The sequence below is a fragment of the Enterobacter sp. NFIX59 genome (assembly GCF_900113755.1).
GTDB lineage: Bacteria > Pseudomonadota > Gammaproteobacteria > Enterobacterales > Enterobacteriaceae > Enterobacter > Enterobacter pseudoroggenkampii.
The window spans coordinates 174,243-193,690 of sequence record NZ_FOQN01000004.1 but is presented as its reverse complement, the minus strand read 5'-3'; the positions used below and the strand labels follow the sequence as shown (position 1 = coordinate 193,690).

Sequence of the window (19,448 nt, the reverse complement as noted above, 5' to 3'; positions counted from 1 at the left end):
AAAGCCTGCTTTAAAAGCAGGCTTTTCAAATTTGGCTCCTCTGACTGGACTCGAACCAGTGACATACGGATTAACAGTCCGCCGTTCTACCGACTGAACTACAGAGGAATCGTGTGAACGGGGCGCATATTATCGATGCCTCCCCGGGATGTCAAAGGCAGAATGCATATTTCCGATCGTTTGCCGAATTATTCTCCATTTCGCGCAATTGTCAGGCATTTTTTCGCGGATATTTCCACAGCCAGCGCCCGCTGACCATCCGCCAGTAGAACAGCGCGCCCCGCACGGCCCAGTCGAGGAACATCCCCAGCCAGACGCCGACCACTCCCCATCCGAGCATCACCCCGAGCGTATACCCCGCCACGACGCGACATCCCCACATGCCTAGCATCGACACCCACATCGCAAAACGGGCATCGCGCGCGCCCTTTAGCCCGGCGGGCAGTACCCATGAGGCCGCCCAGATGGGCATAAAGGCCGCATTGAGCCAGATGAGGATCTTAACGACCTCTTTAACGTCGTCTTCGTGGGTATAAAACGAGGCCATCAGCCCGGCAAACGGGGCGGTTCCCCAGGCAATCACGGTCAGTCCAATGGTCGACAGCCAGAAGACGTGCCGCAGCTGCCGCTCCGCCTGGCCTATCTGCCCTTTCCCGAGCCGTTTCCCGGTGATGATGGTTGATGCAGAGCCCAGCGCGTTACCCGGCAGGTTAATTAGCGAGGCGATGGAGAAGGCGATGAAGTTACCGGCGATCACGTCGGTGCCCATGCCGGCGACAAACATCTGCGTCAGCAATTTCCCGCCGTTAAACAACACCGACTCAATGCTTGCAGGAATGCCGATCCCCATCACTTCCCAGATAATGGCGAAATTAAAGGGGCGGAAATAACTTTTCAGCGTCAGACGTAGCGAGGGGGTGATCCCCGCCATCAGCACCCCGATGATGGCAGCCGCACCGATATAGCGTGAAATGGTCAGCCCCAGTCCGGCGCCGACGAACCCCAGCCCGTCCCATGAGAACACACCGTAGATCAGAACGCTGCTGATAATGATATTCAGGATATTCATTCCGCCGTTGATCAGCAGCGGAATTTTGGTGTTGCCCGCCCCGCGCAGCGCACCGCTACCAATCAGCGCAATGGCCGCCGCCGGATAGCTGATGACGGTCATTTCCAGGTAGGTCAGCGCCAGGTCTTTAACCTCATTCGTGGCCTCCCCGGCGACAAAGTCGATAATCTCTTTGCCGAAATAGTGGATTACCGCCGCCAGAACAATCGAAAAAATGGTCATGATCATCAGCGACTGGCGGGCCGCCTCGCGTGCACGTTTGGGGTCAAGCTTGCCGAGGCTAAAGGCCACCACCACCGTCGTCCCGAGGTCTATGGCGGCAAAGAACGAGATCACCACCATGTTAAAGCTGTCCGCCAGCCCCACCCCGGCCATCGCCTCTTTCCCCAGCCAGCTCACCAGGAAGGTGCTCAGGACCCCCATCAGCAAAACGCAGGTATTTTCCAGGAAGATAGGCACGGCAAGAGGGGTGATTTCACGCCAGAAGAGAACCCGATAGCTTTTACGTTTTGCATACCATGGCGTGCGCACGATCGCCTGGCGTAAGGAGGCAGTAACGTTCAAAATGGACCTTAGCGAGAAAAGTTGAAACTCCATTTCAAATGATGGGGGAGAAATGCTCATCCTGCAAAGTATTTTCCGGAAAAAGATGTGTGGAATTACAACAAACTGACGACAGAATCAGCAATCAGTCGATTTTCCCTAAGATCAGGTTTGACAAAACTTTTTTCGCCGCTAAGATAAGCCTCCACAACGATTCCTCTGTAGTTCAGTCGGTAGAACGGCGGACTGTTAATCCGTATGTCACTGGTTCGAGTCCAGTCAGAGGAGCCAAATTTAAAAAGCCTGCTTTTAAAGCAGGCTTTTTGCTTTGCGGATGAGGGAAAATGAACGCTCTGTTTGTCTACGGCACGCTGCGACCGGGCCACTCTAATGCGCATATTCTTGAAAAGATTGGCGGCGAATGGCTGGCCGGTTCCGTATCCGGTACGTTTTACGAACGCGGCTGGGGCGCTGCGGCGGACTTTCCGGGGATCGTGCTCCACCCTAACGGACCCCGCGTCGAAGGCTATCTGTTTATCTCTGATAGCCTTGCCGCACACTGGCCAATGCTGGATGAGTTTGAAGACGGCTACGATCGGGTTGAGGTCACGGTGACCACTGCTGAAGGCAAGCAGGTCCAGGCCTGGATTTATCAGCTACAGCCCCATTCTGCGTCATAAAAAAAGGCTCTCTGTCACCAGAGAGCCTTTTTCACTATTCGCTGCGATTACTCGCTTTTTGCTTCGCCGTTTTTGATTTCGCCCATCACTTTCAGCTTCTTGGAGATGTCGCGACGCTCTTTGGACAGCTCAGCGTTTTTGATGATGTAGTCATCAACACGGTCTTCATAGTCGCTCTTCATGCTGGCGATGATGCCCTGAATAGCTTCAACGCTCATGCCTGGCTTGATGTAGTCGCTCAGGTTGTCGAGCAGCAGAACACGTTTCTGGTTGTCACGGATCTTCTTCTCAACGTCCTGGATTTCACGCTGCAGTTTGTTTTTGCGGCGGAACAGGCGGACGAATTCCAGAACATCCTGGAACGAAGGCTTGGTAGTTTCCATTTTTACACCCCTGATAATGTGAGATTCGGATTCGTTAAGGCAACCGTTGTAACAATAACCTTACTGACAGCGGCTGCGAATGACAATGAGTATATCGTTTAAAGCTATCATAACCCCAATTGCTGCTGAATCGAAGCAGCAGCCGTCACATACGCCTTTTATTTGCGCAGCGCCCGGCAAATCAGGTGCGATAACAGCTCAAGCTGCCGCGCCAGTTCCATGCTCAGCCAGACGTAGCCATGAATAGGCGTTTCCGCCACGTTATCGCTCTGGCGTTCATTGATTAACTGCTTCAGCTCCGCGACGATCTCGTTCAGTCGCTCGCTGTTGGCCAGTATCGGCTGCGGGTTCCCTTCATAGAGCGCATGAGCGATGGTCAACAGCGTTTGCTGCGTCATCTGCTGGGTCTCTTTGAGGGTCTGCGCGTTAAGCATCAACAGATGGCTGGGGCGCGTGGCCCAGTGTGCGTTGATTTGCAGCTCAAGCATGCAGACCAGATTGCGGCTTACCGTCTGGATGGCTTCAAAAATCGATTTCTGAATATGGGTTTCTTTGCTGGCGGGCGTGATCAGGCCGCGCATTTTGACCACGTCGTTAAGGATGGTCTGCAGGTGCTTTTCCAGGCGCGGGCGTTCAACCAGATTCGGGGAAAAACCGGCTTGATAGACGCGGTTAAACGCGGTGACGTAGCTGGCCATCTGAATACGCCAGTGCAGAAAAGCACGCTGCGGCCAGATACCGGTGAAGAGCATCGCCAGCAGTGAACCCAGGATGACATCCCCGCTTCGCCACAGCGCCGTGGTCATATCCCCGGCGGGCGCACCGACCACCACCGCGAGCGTAATACCGATCAGCAGCGCCTGATACGGCTTTTTACCCAACGCCAGCCAGCCGCACAGGAACATGGCGGCACCGCACCATGCCAGCATCACCGGAAACGAGATAAGTTCCAGCTTGAGGGCGATAAGCCCCAGAGCCGAACCTAACACGGTCCCGCCAATGCGCTCCAGGGCGCGCGGAACAACGTTCCCCCAAAACGAGATGGGCCCCATCACCACCACCAGCGTGATCAGCGGCCACGTCCCTTCCGGAACATCCAATAAACGCACCAGTACAAACGTCAGCACGAAAGCCAGCGCGATGCGGCACCCATGCACCACGCGGTAGTGTTTGTACAACCGAATTTCAAAAGGGGTTAATGATTTGTCGGGACGCACACCCGCTCTCCAGCTACACGGCAAATCACAATTGTACTGTGTTTTCGGCCGGGCGGATCGCACCCGGCTGAAAAACCCTTTACTTAGCAGGCTTAAACCGTTTTATGCTCTACCGCGATATACATTTCGATATCCCAGTAACCGTCCGCATTGCCATCATTGAGATAGCGCTCGAAGCAGGGTTTGAGCGCCATCTGGTACTTATTGTCCTGCAGCAGGGAATTGAAGAACTGATACCACGGCGTGGCGAAGTCGTAGTTTTCCACGCGCGCCGTCGCCACGGCATAATCCCCGGCCGCGATTTCCGTCATCATGACGCCTTCGCTGTTTTCCGGGATAACGAAATCATCCGGTACCGTAACGGCCGTATCACAGCGCAGTTTTTCTGGCGGGACTTCATCCGGGTTATCGTAGTAAACTGCAACCCACTCCAGCGGCTCAATGTGACGCCCGTCGACCCACATCACCAGCTGTTCAAAGCCCTGTTTTACCGTTTGCTCCCACGGTCCGACCAAATGAAAACCGGCAATCTTACGTTTCTGTTGCTGCTTAATGCTGTAGTCCATGCTGCCTCCGCTTATTACTGTATATTTATACACTATAAAACCGGATTACTATTATCAGCAAACGAGGAGTGTTTATTATGTGAGCAGACTCGCAACCCTGCCAGTCTGCTCATCTGCCGTTAGAGCGTGTGGTGCAGATAATCGCTCAGGCGAGAGAACAGGCCGCCTTTATCAACGGCTTCCAGCGTCACCAGCGGCCAGTGCGCCACCACTTTGTCGCGGTCGTAGAGCTGGATCTCCCCGACCCGCTGGTGCGCGGCAATCGGCGCTTCCAGCTCTTTTTTATCCAGCACGTATTTGGCTTTGATGTTGGGCACTTCCGCTTTCGGCAGGGCCAGCCAGAAGTCCTGGTCGGTACCCAGTTTCACCTGCTCCTTATCGCCGTACCAGATACGCTCTGTCCCCACTTTTTTACCGCTATGCAGGATCTGCACCGTATCGAAATTCTGCTGCCCCCAGTGCAGCAGTTTCCGGGCCTGATCTTCGCGCCCTTTCGGGCTGTCCGCCCCCATCACTACCGCGATTAACCGGCGCTGGCCGTCAACGGCGGACGCAATCAGGTTAAAACCCGCCCCCGAGGTATGCCCTGTTTTCAGCCCGTCCACGTTCATGGTTTTATCCCACAGCAGGCCGTTACGGTTTTGCTGGGTGATCCCGTTCCAGGTCAGGCTCTTTTCGCTGTACATATGATAAAACTCGGGCTCACCGTGGATGATGGCGCGGGAGAGTACGGCCAGGTCATAGGCCGAGCTGTGCTGGCCCGGCGCATCCAGCCCGTGGACGGTTTCAAAATGCGTATCGCGAAGGTTCAGCTTCTGCACGTAGTCGTTCATCATCTTCACAAACTGCGGCTGCCCACCCGCCACGTGATCGGCCAGCGCCACGCAGGCGTCGTTGCCGGAATCGACAATCAGGCCGCGGCTCAGATCGCGCACGGAGACGCGATCGCCCTCTTTCAGGAACATCAGCGATGAACCGTCAAACACCGGGTTCCCTTTTGCCCAGGCATCACGTCCTACGGTGACGATGTCATCCGGGGTAATGCGGTGGCTATCAATGGCCCGATCCACCACATAGCCCGTCATCAGCTTGGTCAGGCTCGCCGGATTACGTTGTTGATGTTCGTTGCCCGCCGTTAAAATCTGACCAGTCGTGTAATCCATCAGCACCCAGGAGCCAGCCTGAATGGCCGGAGGCTGCGGCGAAAAATCCAGTGGTTCGGCCGCAAAAGCAGATGAGACACTCGAAGCGAGTAAAGAAACAGCAATAAACAGACGGCGTTTCAACGGTATATCCTCAGGTCATTAAAAATCGATGACCTTTTTACGGGAGTTCTGATGTCGTTACCTGGCTTAATTGCAAAAAAATGTGACAGAACGCAGATTTTTCTCTGAAGCTGGCGCGCAAATTTGCGACGCGGCGGTGCTTTTTATTCGGTCTGACCCGCACGATCGTTTACCATAGTGACGTCATTTTTTAACAGGATGGTATTACTGGTGTCTGACTCTGCCGCTCGCCCGACTTTTTTGTTCCACGATTACGAAACCTTTGGCACGCACCCGGCGCTGGACCGACCGGCGCAGTTTGCCGCCATCCGTACCGACGACGAATTCAACATCATTGGCGAGCCCGAGGTCTTTTACTGCAAGCCTGCGGATGACTATCTGCCGCAGCCCGGCGCGGTCATGGTCACCGGGATCACCCCTCAGGAAGCGCGGGAAAAAGGCGTTAACGAGGCAGAATTCGCCCGACGCATCCACGACTTGTTTACCGTCCCCAACACCTGCGTGGTCGGTTACAACAACATCCGCTTCGATGACGAAGTGACGCGCAACATCTTCTATCGTAACTTCTACGATCCCTATGCCTGGAGCTGGCAGAACCGCAATTCGCGCTGGGATTTGCTCGACATCATGCGCGCCTGCTACGCCCTGCGTCCTGAGGGCATTCACTGGCCGGAAAATGAGGAAGGGCTGACCAGCTTCCGGCTGGAACACCTGACGCGCGCCAACGGCATTGAGCACAGCAATGCCCACGACGCGATGGCGGACGTCTATGCCACCATTGCCATGGCGAAGCTGGTGAAAAGCGCACAGCCCCGGCTGTTCGAGTATCTGCTGAGCCACCGCAGTAAACAGAAGTTGACCACGCTGATTGATGTGCCGCAGATGAAGCCGCTGGTGCATATTTCCGGCATGTTTGGCGCATGGCGCGGCAATACCAGCTGGGTCGCGCCGCTGGCGTGGCATCCGGACAACCGTAATGCGGTCATCATGGTGGATTTGGCGGGCGATATTTCACCGTTGCTGGAGCTCGACAGCGATACCCTGCGTGAACGGCTGTACACGCCGAAGAATGAACTCGGCGATCTGCCTGCGGTGCCGGTCAAACTGGTGCATATCAATAAATGTCCGGTCCTGGCGCAGGCGAATACGCTGCGCCCGGAAGATGCGGACAGACTCGGCATTAACCGCCAGCACTGCCTCGATAATCTCAAAGTGCTGCGTGAAAATCCGCAGGTGCGCGAGAAAGTGGTCGCCATCTTTGCCGAAGCCGAGCCGTTCGTGCCGTCTGAAAACGTGGACGCCCAGCTCTATAACGGTTTCTTCAGTGATGCCGATCGCGCGGCCATGAATATCGTTCTGCAAACCGAGCCGCGCAACTTACCTGCGCTGGATATCACCTTCGCTGATAAGCGCATCGAAAAGCTGATGTTTAATTACCGCGCGCGTAATTACCCGGGAACCCTGGATGAAGCAGAGCAGGAACGCTGGCTGCAGCACCGTCGTAACGTGTTTACGCCAGAATATCTGCACAGCTACGCCCAGGAGCTGGAAATGCTTTATGGCCAGTATGAAGGGAATGCTGAGAAACAGGCGCTGCTGAAATCCCTGTACCAGTACGCGCAAGAGATAGTTTGATCGATGGGTATAAAAAAGCCGGAGGCGATGTCTCCGGCTTTTTTTTTGCCCGGTGGCGCTGCGCTTACGCGGGCCTACGGGGTATGTAGGTCGGGTAAGGCGTAGCCGCCACCCGACACAGTCTTACGCGACGTCTTCGTACTGAGGAACCGGGTTACGGAAACTCTTCGTGACGCAGGCCAGGTAAACCAGGCCGATACCCGCCCAAATCAGGCCAAGCACCATCGAGCTCTCTTCCAGGTTAACCCACAGCGCGCCCACGGTCAGTGCACCACACATCGGCAGGAACAGATACTGGAAGTGATCTTTCAGCGTCTTGTTACGCTTTTCACGGATCCAGAACTGAGAGATAACCGACAGGTTAACAAAGGTAAACGCCACCAGCGCACCGAAGTTAATCAGCGCCGTTGCCATCACCAGGTCAAAGTTAATTGCCAGAAGCGCGATCGCACCGACCAGGATAATGTTCATCGCCGGGGTACGCCAGGTTGGATGCACGTAGCCGAAGAAGCTTTTCGGGAATACGCCATCGCGACCCATTACGTACATCAGACGCGCAACGCCTGCATGCGCGGCCATACCGGACGCCAGTACGGTGATGGTGGAGAAGATCAGCGCGCCAACCTGGAACGCTTTACCCGCCACATACAGCATAATTTCCGGCTGAGATGCATCCGGATCCTTGAAGCGAGAGATATCCGGGAAGTACAGCTGCAGGAAATAGGTCGAGAAAATAAAAATCAGACCGCCAATCAGCGCCGTCAGGAAGATGGCGCGCGGGATCACGCGCTCTGCATCTTTGGTTTCTTCAGACAGGTTGCTGATCCCGTCAAAACCGGTAAAGGAGAAGCACAGAATGGTTGCCCCGGTAATCATCGGGATCACATGCGCATCACCAGACCAGAACGGTTTGCTGCTCGCCAGCGTGCCAGCGCCTTCACCGTGGAACACGCCATAGATCACCATGCCAAGAATAACGGCAATCAGGACAACCTGAAGCACAACGATAACGGAGTTAAAGTTGGCAACGGACTTGATGCTGCGCAGGTTAAAGGCCGTCATAAAGGCCACCAGCGCCACGACGAACATCCAGGAGGGAATCGACGGCACCAGCGCTTCAAAATAGATTTTTGCCAGCAGAATGTTGATCATCGGCGCGAACAGGTAGTCGAGCAGCGAAGACCAGCCCACCATAAAGCCAACCGTCGGGCTGATGGATTTCTGGGCATAGGTGTAGGCGGATCCGGCAGACGGATAGCGACGCACCAGCTTACCGTAGCTCAGCGCGGTAAAGAGGATCGCAATCAGCGCGAAGCCGTAAGCCGTCGGCACATGACCGTCGGTGAGGCCCGATACGATACCGAATGTATCGAACAGCGTCATTGGTTGCATATAGGCCAGGCCCATCATAACAACCGGAATCAACGTAAGCGTTTTACGTAATTCCACGCGAGAGGTGTTTGGAGTTGCGTTATGCGACATAGTTATTCTCCTTTACGGTAATAACCGCCACGTAAGCGAAAAATTGCCCCATTTCTTTCTTCCTCAGCGACAACAACTGTCGGATTTTAGTAAATATCTATCCGGTACGAAGCCCGGCCTCTTGGTTTTTAGTTTCGTTTCGTACATGCAAAAAAAAATAACCGACGCCTTTTATATCGTCGATTATTCATTTGGTTGCAGCGGCGGCATTTTGCCCCACATCGGATACAAAAGGCAATACTTTGCAACGCAGCGGGTAATTTTCTTTTTCCTAACTGGCTGATTTCTCGACACTGCCCTGAGCATATACAGCGGCGATAGCACTATTTGCTAAAATTTCGTCCCGCCACCAGGCGCTGGCCAGCCCGGAGGTCTGTTCATTCCAGCCCACCCATACCGATTCATGGCTGTTTTGAGCAAGTACCTGTTTTTCAACAAGCGCACCGCTGTCAATGTACCGCTGTGCCAGATAGCGGGGTAAATAGCCGCAGCCCAGGCCGCTGATTTGCAGCTCCAGCTTGGTTTTAAAGTCGAAAACGGTGATAGCCTCCTGCTCGTCAAGCAGCTGCGAGGAAACCGCACATTCCGGACGAGAGCTGTCCCCCACCACAATCGCGCGGTAGCCTTTAATCACGCGGCGGTTAAGCGGTTCAGGCTCCTGAGCCAGCGGATGATGGGGCGCCACGGCGAACACCTGCTCCAGCACGCCCAGACGCGCAAAACCAAACTCGCTCAACTGGGGAGGCTCGTGGAGTGCACCGACAAAAATATCCGCCCTACCCTGAGTTAAGGCATCCCAGGAGCCCCCCAGCACGCCGTTGATAAAGATCAGCCGCGTCACGCTGTGGTGTTGATAGAAGGCCTCAATCAGCGGCGTCAGGAGAGAAAAGGGAAAGGTATCATCCACGCCAATCACCAGCTCGTTTTCCCAGCCCTGATGGAGTTTTACGGCCTGTTTTTCGAGTTCACGAACGGTGTGGAGGACTTCCCGTCCCTTTTCCAGCAGCATTTGCCCGGTACGGGTAAAACGGGCTCGATGCCCGGAGCGATCGAGGATCTGGATATTGAGATCGCTTTCAAGTTTTTGAACGGTATAGCTCAACGCAGATGGGGTTTTGTAGAGCTTTGCCGACGCAGCGGCAAAGCTCCCCTCTTTTTCCAGTGCATCCAGAATAATAAGAACATCCAGCAGCGGTTTCATGCTCGCCCCCTTCTGGTGTGCGATCGTCTCCGCTGCGGGACTTATTCCATGGGCATCACCAGCGGATCGGGATACTGATACTCAAACCCCAGCTCATGACAAATGCGATTGCCATCAACAATTTTGCCTTTACTGTCATCCTTTGCCTCACCAAAGACCGGCGGCGCCAGGCCCAGCTGACGTGCCATCAGCGGGTAAAACGTGCTGCGCGCCGGATGAGACGGTGCACATATATTATAGATGTGTCCACCTTTCGGAGCCTGTAAGAGTAGCTCAATCGCGGCAACAACATCGTCAAGATGCACAAGATTGACAACATGCTGGCCATCTGGCGCAGACTTCCCGGCGAAAAAACGTCCCGGATGACGGCCAGGGCCCACCAGCCCCGCCAGACGTACGATATCAACCTGCGTGCCGGGAAGATTATGCAGCCAGTCTTCCAGCTCTTTCAGAACCTGACCGCTGGCCGTAACGGGACGGCGCTCGGAATTTTCTTTCACCACGCCCTCAACCTCACCATAGACCGAGGTCGAGCTGGTAAAAATGATGCGGGGAACATGGTGCGCCAGCGCGCTGTCGACAATCTCCTGCATCGCCTGCAGATAAAACGACTCGCCCGGGCCACTGCGCCGTGCGGGGAGAGTGATCACCAGCGCATCGACGTTCATCAGCGTGTCCAGGTCGTCAGCGTCACACACCAGTTCCGGTTCAAGACGCAGTTCAACGCCATCAATACCGCACATGCGCGCTGCCTCTACCCCATCCGCCGTGGTTTTGCTCCCGGTCACCTGCCAGCCTTTCGCGGCTAATGACATCGCCAGCGGCATTCCCAGCCATCCTAAACCGACAATCGCGACCTTTTTCATGCGAATTCTCCTGACTCTCACTCGTCTTTTATAAGGCTACGCCAGCCCGGCAGAACACACAATTCATAGCATCAATATGAAATGAATTAATGATCAAAAAAAGCCCTTGCAATATGTCGTACAACTGGTTTACGTTAAAAGACATCAAATGAATAAGCATTCATCGAGAATTTATATGACACGCGTTCAATTTAAACACCACCATCATCACCATCATCCTGACTAGTCTTTCAGGCGATGTGTGCTGGAAGACGTTTGGATCTTCCAGTGGTGCATGAACGCATGAGAAAGCCCCCGGAAGATCTTCTTCCGGGGGCTTTTTTTTGGACCGAATTCAGACAGGTTAAAACAGGTTAACGAGGAATAAAGAATGTTAGATAACTCACGTTTACGCATAGCTATTCAAAAATCAGGCCGTTTGAGTGACGATTCACGCGAATTGCTGGCCCGCTGCGGGATTAAAATTAACCTGCACACCCAGCGCCTGATTGCTCTGGCTGAAAACATGCCCATCGACATTCTGCGCGTGCGTGATGACGATATTCCCGGCCTGGTCATGGATGGCGTCGTTGACCTCGGCATCATCGGGGAAAACGTGCTGGAAGAAGAGCTGCTGACCCGCCGCGCGCAGGGCGAAGACCCACGTTACTTCACCCTGCGTCGTCTGGACTTCGGCGGCTGCCGCCTGTCGCTGGCGACGCCGGTTGATGAAGCCTGGGACGGTCCGGCCGCGCTGAACGGCAAACGTATCGCCACCTCCTACCCTCACCTGTTAAAGCGTTATCTGGATCAGAAAGGCGTGCAGTTTAAATCCTGTCTGCTGAACGGCTCTGTTGAAGTGGCCCCGCGTGCGGGTCTGGCGGACGCCATCTGTGACCTCGTCTCTACCGGCGCGACGCTGGAAGCGAACGGTCTGCGCGAAGTGGAAGTGATCTACCGCTCCAAAGCGTGCCTGATTCAGCGTGACGGCGAGATGGCCGACGCTAAGCAGCAGCTGATCGACAAACTGCTGACCCGTATTCAGGGCGTAATTCAGGCGCGTGAGTCCAAGTACATTATGATGCACGCCCCGACCGAGCGTCTGGATGAAGTGATTGCCCTGCTGCCTGGCGCCGAGCGTCCAACCATCCTGCCGCTGGCGGGCGATCAGCAGCGCGTGGCGATGCACATGGTGAGCAGCGAAACCCTGTTCTGGGAAACCATGGAAAAACTGAAGGCGCTGGGCGCAAGCTCCATCCTGGTGCTGCCGATTGAGAAGATGATGGAGTAATGGCCATGAGCTTTAACACAATCATCGACTGGAATACCTGTAGCGACGCACAGCAGCGCGAGCTGCTGATGCGCCCGGCGATTTCCGCCTCTGAAAGCATCTCGCGCACCGTAGCGGAGATTCTGGATAGCGTCAAAGCCCGCGGCGATGACGCGCTGCGTGAATACAGCGCAAAGTTTGATAAGACGGAAGTCGGCGCATTACGGGTTACCGAGCAGGAAATCATGGATGCCAGCAATCGTCTGGGTGACGACATCAAGCAGGCGATGGCCGTTGCGGTGAAAAATATTGATACCTTCCACACCGCGCAAAAGCTGCAGACCGTAGATGTCGAAACCCTGCCCGGCGTGCGTTGCCAGCAGGTAACCCGCCCGGTTGCCTCCGTCGGTCTCTATATTCCCGGCGGCTCTGCCCCGCTTTTCTCCACCGTACTGATGCTGGCGACACCCGCGCGCATTGCCGGGTGTCAGAAAGTGGTGCTTTGCTCACCGCCACCGATTGCCGACGAGATTCTGTATGCGGCGAAGCTGTGCGGCGTGCAGGCGGTCTATAAAGTGGGCGGCGCGCAGGCGATTTCCGCCCTGGCGTTCGGCACGGATTCCATTCCCAAGGTCGACAAAATCTTTGGCCCTGGCAATGCGTATGTGACCGAAGCTAAGCGCCAGGTCAGCCAGCGTCTGGACGGTGCGGCCATCGATATGCCTGCCGGTCCGTCTGAAGTGCTGGTGATTGCCGACAGCGGCGCCACGCCGGACTTCGTGGCGTCTGACCTGCTTTCCCAGGCGGAACACGGCCCGGACTCGCAGGTCATCCTGCTGACGCCGGATGCCGATATAGCAAAACGCGTAGGCGAAGCCGTGGAGCGTCAGCTTGCCGACCTGCCCCGCGCCGACACGGCACGCCAGGCGTTAGCGGCCAGCCGCCTGATTGTGGCGCGCGACCTGGACCAGTGCATTGCCATTTCTAACCAGTACGGCCCGGAGCACCTGATTATTCAGACCCGCAACGCGCGCGATCTGGTCGACAGCATTACCAGCGCGGGCTCGGTGTTCCTCGGCGACTGGTCACCGGAGTCTGCGGGCGATTACGCCTCCGGCACCAACCACGTGCTGCCAACGTATGGCTATACCTCAACCTGTTCCAGCCTGGGCCTGGCGGATTTCCAGAAACGCATGACCGTGCAGGAACTCTCCCGCGAAGGGTTTGCCTCACTGGCGTCTACTATTGAAACCCTGGCCGCCGCCGAGCGCCTGACTGCCCACAAAAATGCCGTTACGCTGCGCGTTGCAGCCCTGAAGGAGCAAGCATGAACATTGAAGAATTAGCCCGCGAAAATGTCCGTCGCCTGACGCCCTATCAGTCTGCGCGTCGTCTGGGCGGTAAAGGGGATGTCTGGCTGAACGCCAACGAATATCCAACGGCGGTGCAGTTTGAGCTGTCGCAGCAAACGCTGAACCGCTATCCGGAGTGTCAGCCAAAAGCGGTGATTGAAAACTACGCGCAGTACGCGGGCGTGAAGCCGGAGCAGGTGCTGGTCAGCCGCGGCGCGGATGAAGGCATTGAACTGCTGATCCGCGCCTTCTGCGAGCCGGGCAAAGATGCGGTGATGTACTGCCAGCCAACCTACGGCATGTACAGCGTCAGCGCGGAAACCTTCGGGGTGGCGTGCCGCAACGTGCTCTCACTGGAGAACTGGCAGCTGGATCTGCAGGGCATTGCCGACAATCTTGACGGCGTAAAGGTCGTGTTTGTCTGTAGCCCGAACAACCCCACCGGACAGATTATCAACCCGCAGGATATCCGCACCCTGCTGGAGATGACGCGCGGTAAAGCCCTGGTGGTGGCCGACGAAGCCTACATCGAGTTCTGCCCGCAGGCGACGCTGGCAGGCTGGATTGAAGAGTATCCGCACCTGGTGGTGCTGCGTACGCTGTCGAAGGCTTTCGCCCTCGCGGGCCTGCGCTGCGGCTTTACGCTGGCCAATAAAGAGGTCATCGACCTGCTGCTGAAGGTGATCGCTCCGTACCCCCTCTCCACGCCGGTTGCCGACATTGCCGCACAGGCGCTGGCGCCGCAGGGCATCAACGCCATGCGTGAACGCGTGGCGCAAATTCTGGAAGAGCGTCAGTACCTGATGACGGCCCTGAAAGATATCCCGTGCGTGGAGAAGGTGTTCGACTCGGAAACCAACTACATCCTGGTGCGCTTTACCGCTTCCAGCGCCGTATTTAAATCTTTATGGGATCAGGGCATTATCTTACGAGACCAGAATAAACAACCTTCTCTGAGCGGATGCCTGCGCATTACCATCGGCACCCGTGCAGAGAGCCAGCGCGTGATTGACGCCCTGAAAGCGGAGAAAGTATGACCCAGAAGATCCTTTTCATCGATCGTGACGGCACCCTTATTTCGGAGCCACCAGCTGATTTTCAGGTCGACCGATTCGACAAGCTGGCGTTCGAACCTGACGTAATCCCGGTGCTGCTTAAGCTGCAAAAAGCCGGATACAAGCTGGTGATGATCACCAACCAGGACGGTCTGGGTACCGACAGCTTCCCGCAGGCAGACTTTGACGGCCCGCATAATCTGATGATGCAGGTTCTGACCTCTCAGGGTGTGATATTTGATGAGGTACTGATTTGCCCTCACATGCCGGCCGACGAGTGTGACTGCCGTAAGCCAAAGGTGAAGCTGGTCGAGCGCTATCTGGCGGCGGATGTGCTGGATAAGGCCAACAGCTATGTCATCGGCGATCGTATCACCGATATTACGCTCGCGGAAAACATGGGCATCGCGGGGCTTCGCTACGACCGCAACAACCTTAATTGGGCGATGATTGGCGAACAGCTGACAAAACGTGACCGCTTCTCGCACGTTGAACGCAACACCAAAGAGACGCAGATTGATGTGAAGGTCTGGCTGGACCGCGAAGGCGGCAGCAAGATCCACACCGGCGTCGGTTTCTTCGACCACATGCTGGACCAGATTGCCACCCACGGCGGTTTCCGCATGGAGATCACGGTAAAAGGCGACCTTTATATTGACGATCACCACACCGTGGAAGATACCGGCCTGGCGCTGGGCGAAGCTCTCAAGCTGGCGCTTGGTGATAAACGCGGCATCAACCGTTTTGGCTTTGTCCTGCCGATGGACGAGTGCCTGGCGCGCTGCGCGATGGACATCTCAGGTCGTCCGCACCTGGAATATAAAGCAGACTTCAATTACCAGCGCGTGGGCGATCTGAGCACCGAAATGGTGGAGCACTTCTTCCGTTCATTGTCCTACACCATGGGCCTGACGCTACACCTGAAGACCAAAGGCAAGAACGACCACCACCGCATAGAGAGTCTGTTCAAGGCCTTCGGCCGAACGCTGCGCCAGGCAATCCGCGTGGAAGGCGATGCCCTGCCCTCATCAAAAGGAGTCCTGTAATGAACGTGGTGATTCTGGATACCGGATGCGCCAACCTGAACTCCGTAAAGTCGGCGATTGCGCGCCACGGCTACGAGCCGGTGGTCAGCCGTGACCCGGACGTGGTGCTGCGTGCAGACAAACTCTTTTTACCGGGCGTGGGAACCGCGCAGGCCGCGATGGATCAGATTCGCGAACGCGAGCTGGTCGATCTGATCAAAGCCTGTACCCAGCCGGTGCTGGGGATTTGCCTGGGCATGCAGATCCTGGGCCGCCGCAGCGAAGAGAGCAACGGCGTTGACCTGCTGGGCATTATCGACGAAGACGTGCCGAAAATGACCGATCACGGCCTGCCTCTGCCGCATATGGGCTGGAACCGCGTGTACGCCAAAGCGGGCGACAGGCTTTTTCGCGGCATTGAAGACGGTGCGTATTTTTACTTCGTGCACAGCTACGCCATGCCGGTGAACGTGAATACGATCGCCCAGTGCACCTACGGCGAGGCGTTTACCGCGGCCGTACAGAAAGACAATTTCTTCGGCGTGCAGTTTCACCCGGAGCGCTCTGGCGCCGCAGGCGCGCAGCTGCTGAAAAACTTCCTGGAGATGTGATGATTATTCCCGCTTTAGATTTAATTGACGGCACGGTTGTTCGTCTCCACCAGGGCGATTATGGCCAGCAGCGCGACTACGGAAACGACCCGCTGCCGCGTCTGCAGGATTATGCCGCCCAGGGTGCGCAGGTGCTGCATCTGGTGGATTTGACGGGCGCGAAAGACCCGGCGAAGCGACAGATCCCCCTGCTGAAAAATCTGGTCGCCGGTGTTGATGTGCCGGTACAGGTCGGCGGCGGCGTGCGTACGGAAAATGACGTTGCGGCGCTGCTGGACGCGGGCGTAGCGCGCGTGGTGGTCGGTTCAACCGCCGTGAAAGAGCCTGAGATTGTAAAAGGCTGGTTCCGCCGCTTTGGCGCCGACGCTCTGGTGCTGGCACTGGACGTGCGCATTGATGAACAGGGTAATAAGCAGGTGGCGGTCAGCGGCTGGCAGGAAAACTCCGGCGTGACGCTGGAGGCGCTGGTCGAGATGTATCTCCCCGTTGGCCTGAAGCACGTGTTATGCACGGACATCTCTCGCGACGGCACGCTGGCGGGCTCCAACGTCTCGCTGTATGAAGAGGTCTGTGCGCGTTATCCGCAGGTAGCCTTCCAGTCTTCGGGCGGAATTGGTGATTTAAACGATATTGCCGCGCTGCGCGGAACGGGCGTACAGGGCGTGATTGTAGGCCGAGCCCTGCTGGAAGGTAAATTTACTGTGACGGAGGCGATTCAATGCTGGCAAAACGGATAATCCCTTGCCTGGACGTACGTGACGGCCAGGTCGTGAAAGGCGTGCAGTTCCGCAACCACGAGATCATTGGCGACATCGTTCCGCTGGCAAAACGCTATGCTGATGAAGGCGCAGACGAGCTGGTGTTCTACGATATTACCGCGTCCAGCGATGGCCGCGTAGTCGACAAAAGCTGGGTAGCTCGCGTGGCGGAAGTGATCGATATTCCGTTCTGCGTGGCGGGCGGGATTAAATCCGCTGACGATGCGGCCCAAATTCTCTCGTTTGGTGCCGACAAGATTTCCATCAATTCCCCTGCCCTGGCCGACCCGGAGCTGATCACCCGCCTTGCCGATCGTTTTGGCGTGCAGTGTATTGTGGTTGGGATCGACACCTGGTATGACGCCGCAACGGGCAAGTACCACGTCAATCAGTATACGGGAGATGAAAGCCGCACCCGCGTGACGCAGTGGGAAACGCTCGACTGGGTGCAGGAAGTGCAGAAGCGTGGCGCGGGCGAGATTGTCCTCAACATGATGAACCAGGATGGCGTGCGTAACGGGTATGATCTCGAGCAGCTGAAAAAAGTCCGTGCGGTTTGCCACGTTCCGCTGATCGCCTCCGGCGGCGCGGGCACCATGGAGCACTTCCTCGAAGCCTTCCGCGATGCCAACGTGGACGGTGCGCTGGCCGCGTCCGTGTTCCACAAACAGATTATTAATATTGGTGAGCTAAAAACGTACCTGGCCGACCAGGGCGTGGAGATCAGGGTATGTTAACAGAGCAACAACAGGCGCAGCTGGACTGGAAAAAAACGGACGGATTACTGCCGGTAGTTGTCCAGCATGCCGTCTCAGGCGAAGTGCTGATGCTGGGGTATATGAACCAGGACGCGCTGGAAAAAACGATCGACAGCGGCAAAGTGACGTTTTTCTCGCGCACGAAACAGCGTCTGTGGACCAAAGGGGAAACCTCGGGTCATTTCCTGAATGTGGTCAGCATAACGCCTGACTGCGATAACGACACCCTGCTGGTGCTGGTCAATCCGATCGGGCCGACCTGCCACAAGGGCACCAACAGCTGCTTCGGTGAGACGAGCCACCAGTGGTTGTTCCTGTATCAACTGGAACAGCTGCTGGCAGAGCGTAAAACGGCGGATCCGGAGAGTTCTTATACCGCGAAGCTGTACGCCAGCGGAACCAAGCGTATCGCACAGAAGGTAGGAGAAGAAGGCGTTGAGACCGCGCTGGCCGCGACGGTGCATGACCGCGAGGAACTGACGAATGAAGCGTCTGATTTGATGTATCACCTGCTGGTGCTGCTGCAGGATCAGGAGCTGGATTTGACGGCGGTGATAGAGAATCTTCGTAAGCGTCACAAATAAAAAAACCGGGGTATATCCCCGGTTTTTTTTAATCTGCAAATCAGGCTTTTGGTTTGTAGTTGCGTAAGGCGTTACGGCCAAGCACGAAACCTGAACCGATAATACCACCCAGCAGCACGGCAAGAATCAGAACAACCGCTTTTTTCGGACTGTCACGATGTACTGGGAGTTCCGGCTTCATGACATACCGGTAAACGTGGATCGTGTCAGGGTTTACATTCAGATTCTGGATGTCCAACAGATTTCGCTTGGTCTGGTAATAGGCCGTTGGGAAGACCAGCGGACGAGAAGCCTCATTGTCAATCATCGATTTCAGCCCCTCGCTACCCAGCAGGAACAATGTTTCCTGAGTCACTTCTTGGGTTTGCTGGACCTGCGGCGAGGTTATTTTCGCTGCTTCAGCGTTCTTGAGTGCCTCAGCAATCTGTTTGATACGCAGATCTTTTTGCTCCTGAGCAACCTTCTCCTGGTTTTGCAGGGAGTCATTCAGGGTTTTTATCTGTTCCTTGATGTTGTCCTTAAGGTCAACGGCAAGTTCTTTCGCCGTTTGCTCATCGACCTGCTGGATATACTGCGCCAATTGCTTTTGTGCGGCTTCTGCGGATGTACTGGTATAGGAGACGCTTAATGGTAACGGCTGTCCTTTAACCGTGGGCTCAATGGTAAGTTTTTCAGGCACTGACTGATTTTCCAGCGCCTGCGACAACGCGGAGAATGAGGAGTTAAAACGACCAATAGCACGTGTTTGATTATCAAGCATTGAAGGTGCTGCGGTACCGTAGAGGATATTCAATGCATTAGAATAGCTGGCTATCTGAGCAGCATCAGGTTGTGCAATAATTGCACTTGACGTCCATTTTTCCTTTACAATAGATAAAAAACCAATAGCAAGGGCAATAAAAACAACAACAAAGACTGCTATCGTCCACTTTCCACGCCACAGTTGCAGTACTAAATCAAATAAATCAATTTGCTCAGGGTCATTGCTTCGGCTGACCTGGCTATTGTTGTTTTGTGTCATACAATCCCTAACAGATGAAAAAGGGCAAACATAATGTTGTTCGCATAGTTTATCTATTGCTGGCAATTTTTCTATAAGAATCCGATGAGTAATATCGGAAAGATCGG

General features: G+C 55.5%; 21 protein-coding genes, 2 tRNA genes and 1 other annotated feature. Of the genes, 12 read left to right on the top strand and 11 right to left on the bottom strand.

Annotation, left to right across the window (positions count from 1 at the left end; genetic code table 11):
- Positions 1–32: 32 nt before the first annotated feature.
- A tRNA-Asn gene (locus tag BM007_RS15345) sits at positions 33–108 on the bottom strand.
- Between the two features lie 103 nt (positions 109–211).
- Entirely contained in the window at positions 212–1,666 is a 1,455-nt protein-coding gene (emmdR, locus tag BM007_RS15340; protein ID WP_139210916.1) for a multidrug efflux MATE transporter EmmdR, read from the bottom strand.
- A gap of 161 nt (positions 1,667–1,827) precedes the next feature.
- On the opposite strand from emmdR, the gene BM007_RS15335 reads away from it, so the two are divergent.
- Both BM007_RS15335 and BM007_RS15330 read left to right on the top strand, forming a co-directional pair.
- Positions 1,828–1,903: transfer RNA gene (locus BM007_RS15335), tRNA-Asn, on the top strand.
- A gap of 53 nt (positions 1,904–1,956) precedes the next feature.
- A complete protein-coding gene (locus BM007_RS15330; RefSeq protein WP_024908066.1) occupies positions 1,957–2,292 on the top strand; it encodes a gamma-glutamylcyclotransferase family protein in 336 nt (111 codons plus the stop codon).
- A 47-nt stretch (positions 2,293–2,339) separates the two neighbouring features.
- On the opposite strand, the gene BM007_RS15325 is transcribed toward BM007_RS15330, so the two are convergent.
- The 4 genes from BM007_RS15325 to dacD form a co-directional block, all read right to left on the bottom strand.
- Positions 2,340–2,675: a DUF496 family protein gene (locus BM007_RS15325; protein WP_008499467.1), complete on the bottom strand. Its 336-nt coding sequence runs from the start codon at positions 2,673–2,675 to the stop codon at positions 2,340–2,342.
- Between the two features lie 158 nt (positions 2,676–2,833).
- Positions 2,834–3,892 (bottom strand): FUSC family protein, encoded by a 1,059-nt coding sequence (locus BM007_RS15320; RefSeq protein ID WP_024908067.1) that lies wholly within the window; start codon positions 3,890–3,892, stop codon positions 2,834–2,836.
- Between the two features lie 92 nt (positions 3,893–3,984).
- Positions 3,985–4,458: a DNA gyrase inhibitor SbmC gene (gene sbmC, locus BM007_RS15315; protein ID WP_024908068.1), complete on the bottom strand. Its 474-nt coding sequence runs from the start codon at positions 4,456–4,458 to the stop codon at positions 3,985–3,987.
- 119 nt (positions 4,459–4,577) lie between these two features.
- The gene (dacD, locus tag BM007_RS15310) at positions 4,578–5,744 is read right to left on the bottom strand and encodes a serine-type D-Ala-D-Ala carboxypeptidase DacD (RefSeq protein ID WP_032646438.1); all 1,167 of its coding nucleotides are present in this window, start codon (positions 5,742–5,744) and stop codon (positions 4,578–4,580) included.
- Between the two features lie 207 nt (positions 5,745–5,951).
- Here dacD and sbcB point away from each other — a divergent pair, with 207 nt between their 5' ends.
- Positions 5,952–7,379 carry an exodeoxyribonuclease I gene (gene sbcB, locus BM007_RS15305; RefSeq protein WP_175557808.1) on the top strand — a complete coding sequence of 476 codons (1,428 nt, stop codon included), beginning with the start codon at positions 5,952–5,954 and terminating at the stop codon, positions 7,377–7,379.
- A 123-nt stretch (positions 7,380–7,502) separates the two neighbouring features.
- Here sbcB and plaP read toward each other — a convergent pair whose 3' ends face one another.
- The 4 genes from plaP to BM007_RS15290 all read right to left on the bottom strand — a co-directional run bounded on the left by plaP (position 7,503) and on the right by BM007_RS15290 (position 10,928).
- Positions 7,503–8,861, bottom strand: coding sequence for a putrescine/proton symporter PlaP (plaP, locus tag BM007_RS15300; RefSeq protein WP_008499462.1), 1,359 nt, complete (start codon positions 8,859–8,861; stop codon positions 7,503–7,505).
- A complete protein-coding gene (gene yoeI / locus BM007_RS23065) occupies positions 8,851–8,913 on the bottom strand; it encodes a membrane protein YoeI (RefSeq protein WP_099458931.1) in 63 nt (20 codons plus the stop codon). Before yoeI ends, plaP begins: the two co-directional genes overlap by 11 nt.
- A 219-nt stretch (positions 8,914–9,132) precedes the next feature.
- Positions 9,133–10,062 (bottom strand): LysR substrate-binding domain-containing protein, encoded by a 930-nt coding sequence (locus tag BM007_RS15295; RefSeq protein ID WP_024908071.1) that lies wholly within the window; start codon positions 10,060–10,062, stop codon positions 9,133–9,135.
- A 41-nt stretch (positions 10,063–10,103) separates the two neighbouring features.
- Positions 10,104–10,928 carry an SDR family oxidoreductase gene (locus BM007_RS15290; protein ID WP_032646443.1) on the bottom strand — a complete coding sequence of 275 codons (825 nt, stop codon included), beginning with the start codon at positions 10,926–10,928 and terminating at the stop codon, positions 10,104–10,106.
- Positions 10,929–11,103: 175 nt separating this feature from the next.
- On the opposite strand from BM007_RS15290, the gene hisL reads away from it, so the two are divergent.
- The 9 genes from hisL to hisIE all read left to right on the top strand — a co-directional run bounded on the left by hisL (position 11,104) and on the right by hisIE (position 18,320).
- Complete coding sequence (hisL, locus tag BM007_RS23060; RefSeq protein ID WP_001364200.1) at positions 11,104–11,154, top strand: his operon leader peptide; 51 nt, start codon at positions 11,104–11,106, stop codon at positions 11,152–11,154.
- Positions 11,130–11,253, top strand: a sequence feature (His leader region). It overlaps the preceding gene by 25 nt.
- A gap of 45 nt (positions 11,254–11,298) precedes the next feature.
- Positions 11,299–12,198 carry an ATP phosphoribosyltransferase gene (gene hisG / locus BM007_RS15285; protein ID WP_000886595.1) on the top strand — a complete coding sequence of 300 codons (900 nt, stop codon included), beginning with the start codon at positions 11,299–11,301 and terminating at the stop codon, positions 12,196–12,198.
- A 5-nt stretch (positions 12,199–12,203) separates the two neighbouring features.
- Positions 12,204–13,508 (top strand): histidinol dehydrogenase, encoded by a 1,305-nt coding sequence (hisD, locus tag BM007_RS15280; protein ID WP_090419887.1) that lies wholly within the window; start codon positions 12,204–12,206, stop codon positions 13,506–13,508.
- Positions 13,505–14,566 (top strand): histidinol-phosphate transaminase, encoded by a 1,062-nt coding sequence (hisC, locus tag BM007_RS15275; RefSeq protein WP_090419646.1) that lies wholly within the window; start codon positions 13,505–13,507, stop codon positions 14,564–14,566. Before hisD ends, hisC begins: the two co-directional genes overlap by 4 nt.
- Positions 14,563–15,630, top strand: a complete 1,068-nt coding sequence (gene hisB / locus BM007_RS15270; protein ID WP_090419643.1) for a bifunctional histidinol-phosphatase/imidazoleglycerol-phosphate dehydratase HisB — start codon at positions 14,563–14,565, stop codon at positions 15,628–15,630. Before hisC ends, hisB begins: the two co-directional genes overlap by 4 nt.
- Complete coding sequence (gene hisH / locus BM007_RS15265; protein WP_032646447.1) at positions 15,630–16,220, top strand: imidazole glycerol phosphate synthase subunit HisH; 591 nt, start codon at positions 15,630–15,632, stop codon at positions 16,218–16,220. Before hisB ends, hisH begins: the two co-directional genes overlap by 1 nt.
- Complete coding sequence (gene hisA, locus BM007_RS15260; protein ID WP_061714815.1) at positions 16,220–16,957, top strand: 1-(5-phosphoribosyl)-5-[(5-phosphoribosylamino)methylideneamino]imidazole-4-carboxamide isomerase; 738 nt, start codon at positions 16,220–16,222, stop codon at positions 16,955–16,957. Before hisH ends, hisA begins: the two co-directional genes overlap by 1 nt.
- Positions 16,939–17,715, top strand: coding sequence for an imidazole glycerol phosphate synthase subunit HisF (gene hisF, locus BM007_RS15255; protein ID WP_048029350.1), 777 nt, complete (start codon positions 16,939–16,941; stop codon positions 17,713–17,715). Before hisA ends, hisF begins: the two co-directional genes overlap by 19 nt.
- On the top strand, positions 17,709–18,320 hold the full coding sequence (hisIE, locus tag BM007_RS15250; protein WP_090419640.1) for a bifunctional phosphoribosyl-AMP cyclohydrolase/phosphoribosyl-ATP diphosphatase HisIE: 612 nt from the start codon (positions 17,709–17,711) through the stop codon (positions 18,318–18,320). Before hisF ends, hisIE begins: the two co-directional genes overlap by 7 nt.
- A 40-nt stretch (positions 18,321–18,360) precedes the next feature.
- Here hisIE and wzzB read toward each other — a convergent pair whose 3' ends face one another.
- Positions 18,361–19,341, bottom strand: a complete 981-nt coding sequence (wzzB, locus tag BM007_RS15245; protein ID WP_061714812.1) for an LPS O-antigen chain length determinant protein WzzB — start codon at positions 19,339–19,341, stop codon at positions 18,361–18,363.
- Between the last annotated feature and the right edge of the window lie 107 nt (positions 19,342–19,448).

Bases quoted from the DNA above. Each gene is read 5' to 3' on its own strand.
- hisD (WP_090419887.1), top strand. From the start codon at position 12,204: ATGAGCTTTAACACAATCATCGACTGGAATACCTGTAGCGACGCACAG.
- wzzB (WP_061714812.1), bottom strand. From the start codon at position 19,341: ATGACACAAAACAACAATAGCCAGGTCAGCCGAAGCAATGACCCTGAG.
- BM007_RS15295 (WP_024908071.1), bottom strand. From the start codon at position 10,062: ATGAAACCGCTGCTGGATGTTCTTATTATTCTGGATGCACTGGAAAAA.
- sbmC (WP_024908068.1), bottom strand. From the start codon at position 4,458: ATGGACTACAGCATTAAGCAGCAACAGAAACGTAAGATTGCCGGTTTT.
- BM007_RS15330 (WP_024908066.1), top strand. From the start codon at position 1,957: ATGAACGCTCTGTTTGTCTACGGCACGCTGCGACCGGGCCACTCTAAT.
- BM007_RS15325 (WP_008499467.1), bottom strand. From the start codon at position 2,675: ATGGAAACTACCAAGCCTTCGTTCCAGGATGTTCTGGAATTCGTCCGC.
- hisB (WP_090419643.1), top strand. From the start codon at position 14,563: ATGACCCAGAAGATCCTTTTCATCGATCGTGACGGCACCCTTATTTCG.
- plaP (WP_008499462.1), bottom strand. From the start codon at position 8,861: ATGTCGCATAACGCAACTCCAAACACCTCTCGCGTGGAATTACGTAAA.
- hisG (WP_000886595.1), top strand. From the start codon at position 11,299: ATGTTAGATAACTCACGTTTACGCATAGCTATTCAAAAATCAGGCCGT.
- hisH (WP_032646447.1), top strand. From the start codon at position 15,630: ATGAACGTGGTGATTCTGGATACCGGATGCGCCAACCTGAACTCCGTA.
- emmdR (WP_139210916.1), bottom strand. From the start codon at position 1,666: ATGGAGTTTCAACTTTTCTCGCTAAGGTCCATTTTGAACGTTACTGCC.
- hisC (WP_090419646.1), top strand. From the start codon at position 13,505: ATGAACATTGAAGAATTAGCCCGCGAAAATGTCCGTCGCCTGACGCCC.
- hisF (WP_048029350.1), top strand. From the start codon at position 16,939: ATGCTGGCAAAACGGATAATCCCTTGCCTGGACGTACGTGACGGCCAG.
- hisA (WP_061714815.1), top strand. From the start codon at position 16,220: ATGATTATTCCCGCTTTAGATTTAATTGACGGCACGGTTGTTCGTCTC.
- BM007_RS15290 (WP_032646443.1), bottom strand. From the start codon at position 10,928: ATGAAAAAGGTCGCGATTGTCGGTTTAGGATGGCTGGGAATGCCGCTG.
- hisIE (WP_090419640.1), top strand. From the start codon at position 17,709: ATGTTAACAGAGCAACAACAGGCGCAGCTGGACTGGAAAAAAACGGAC.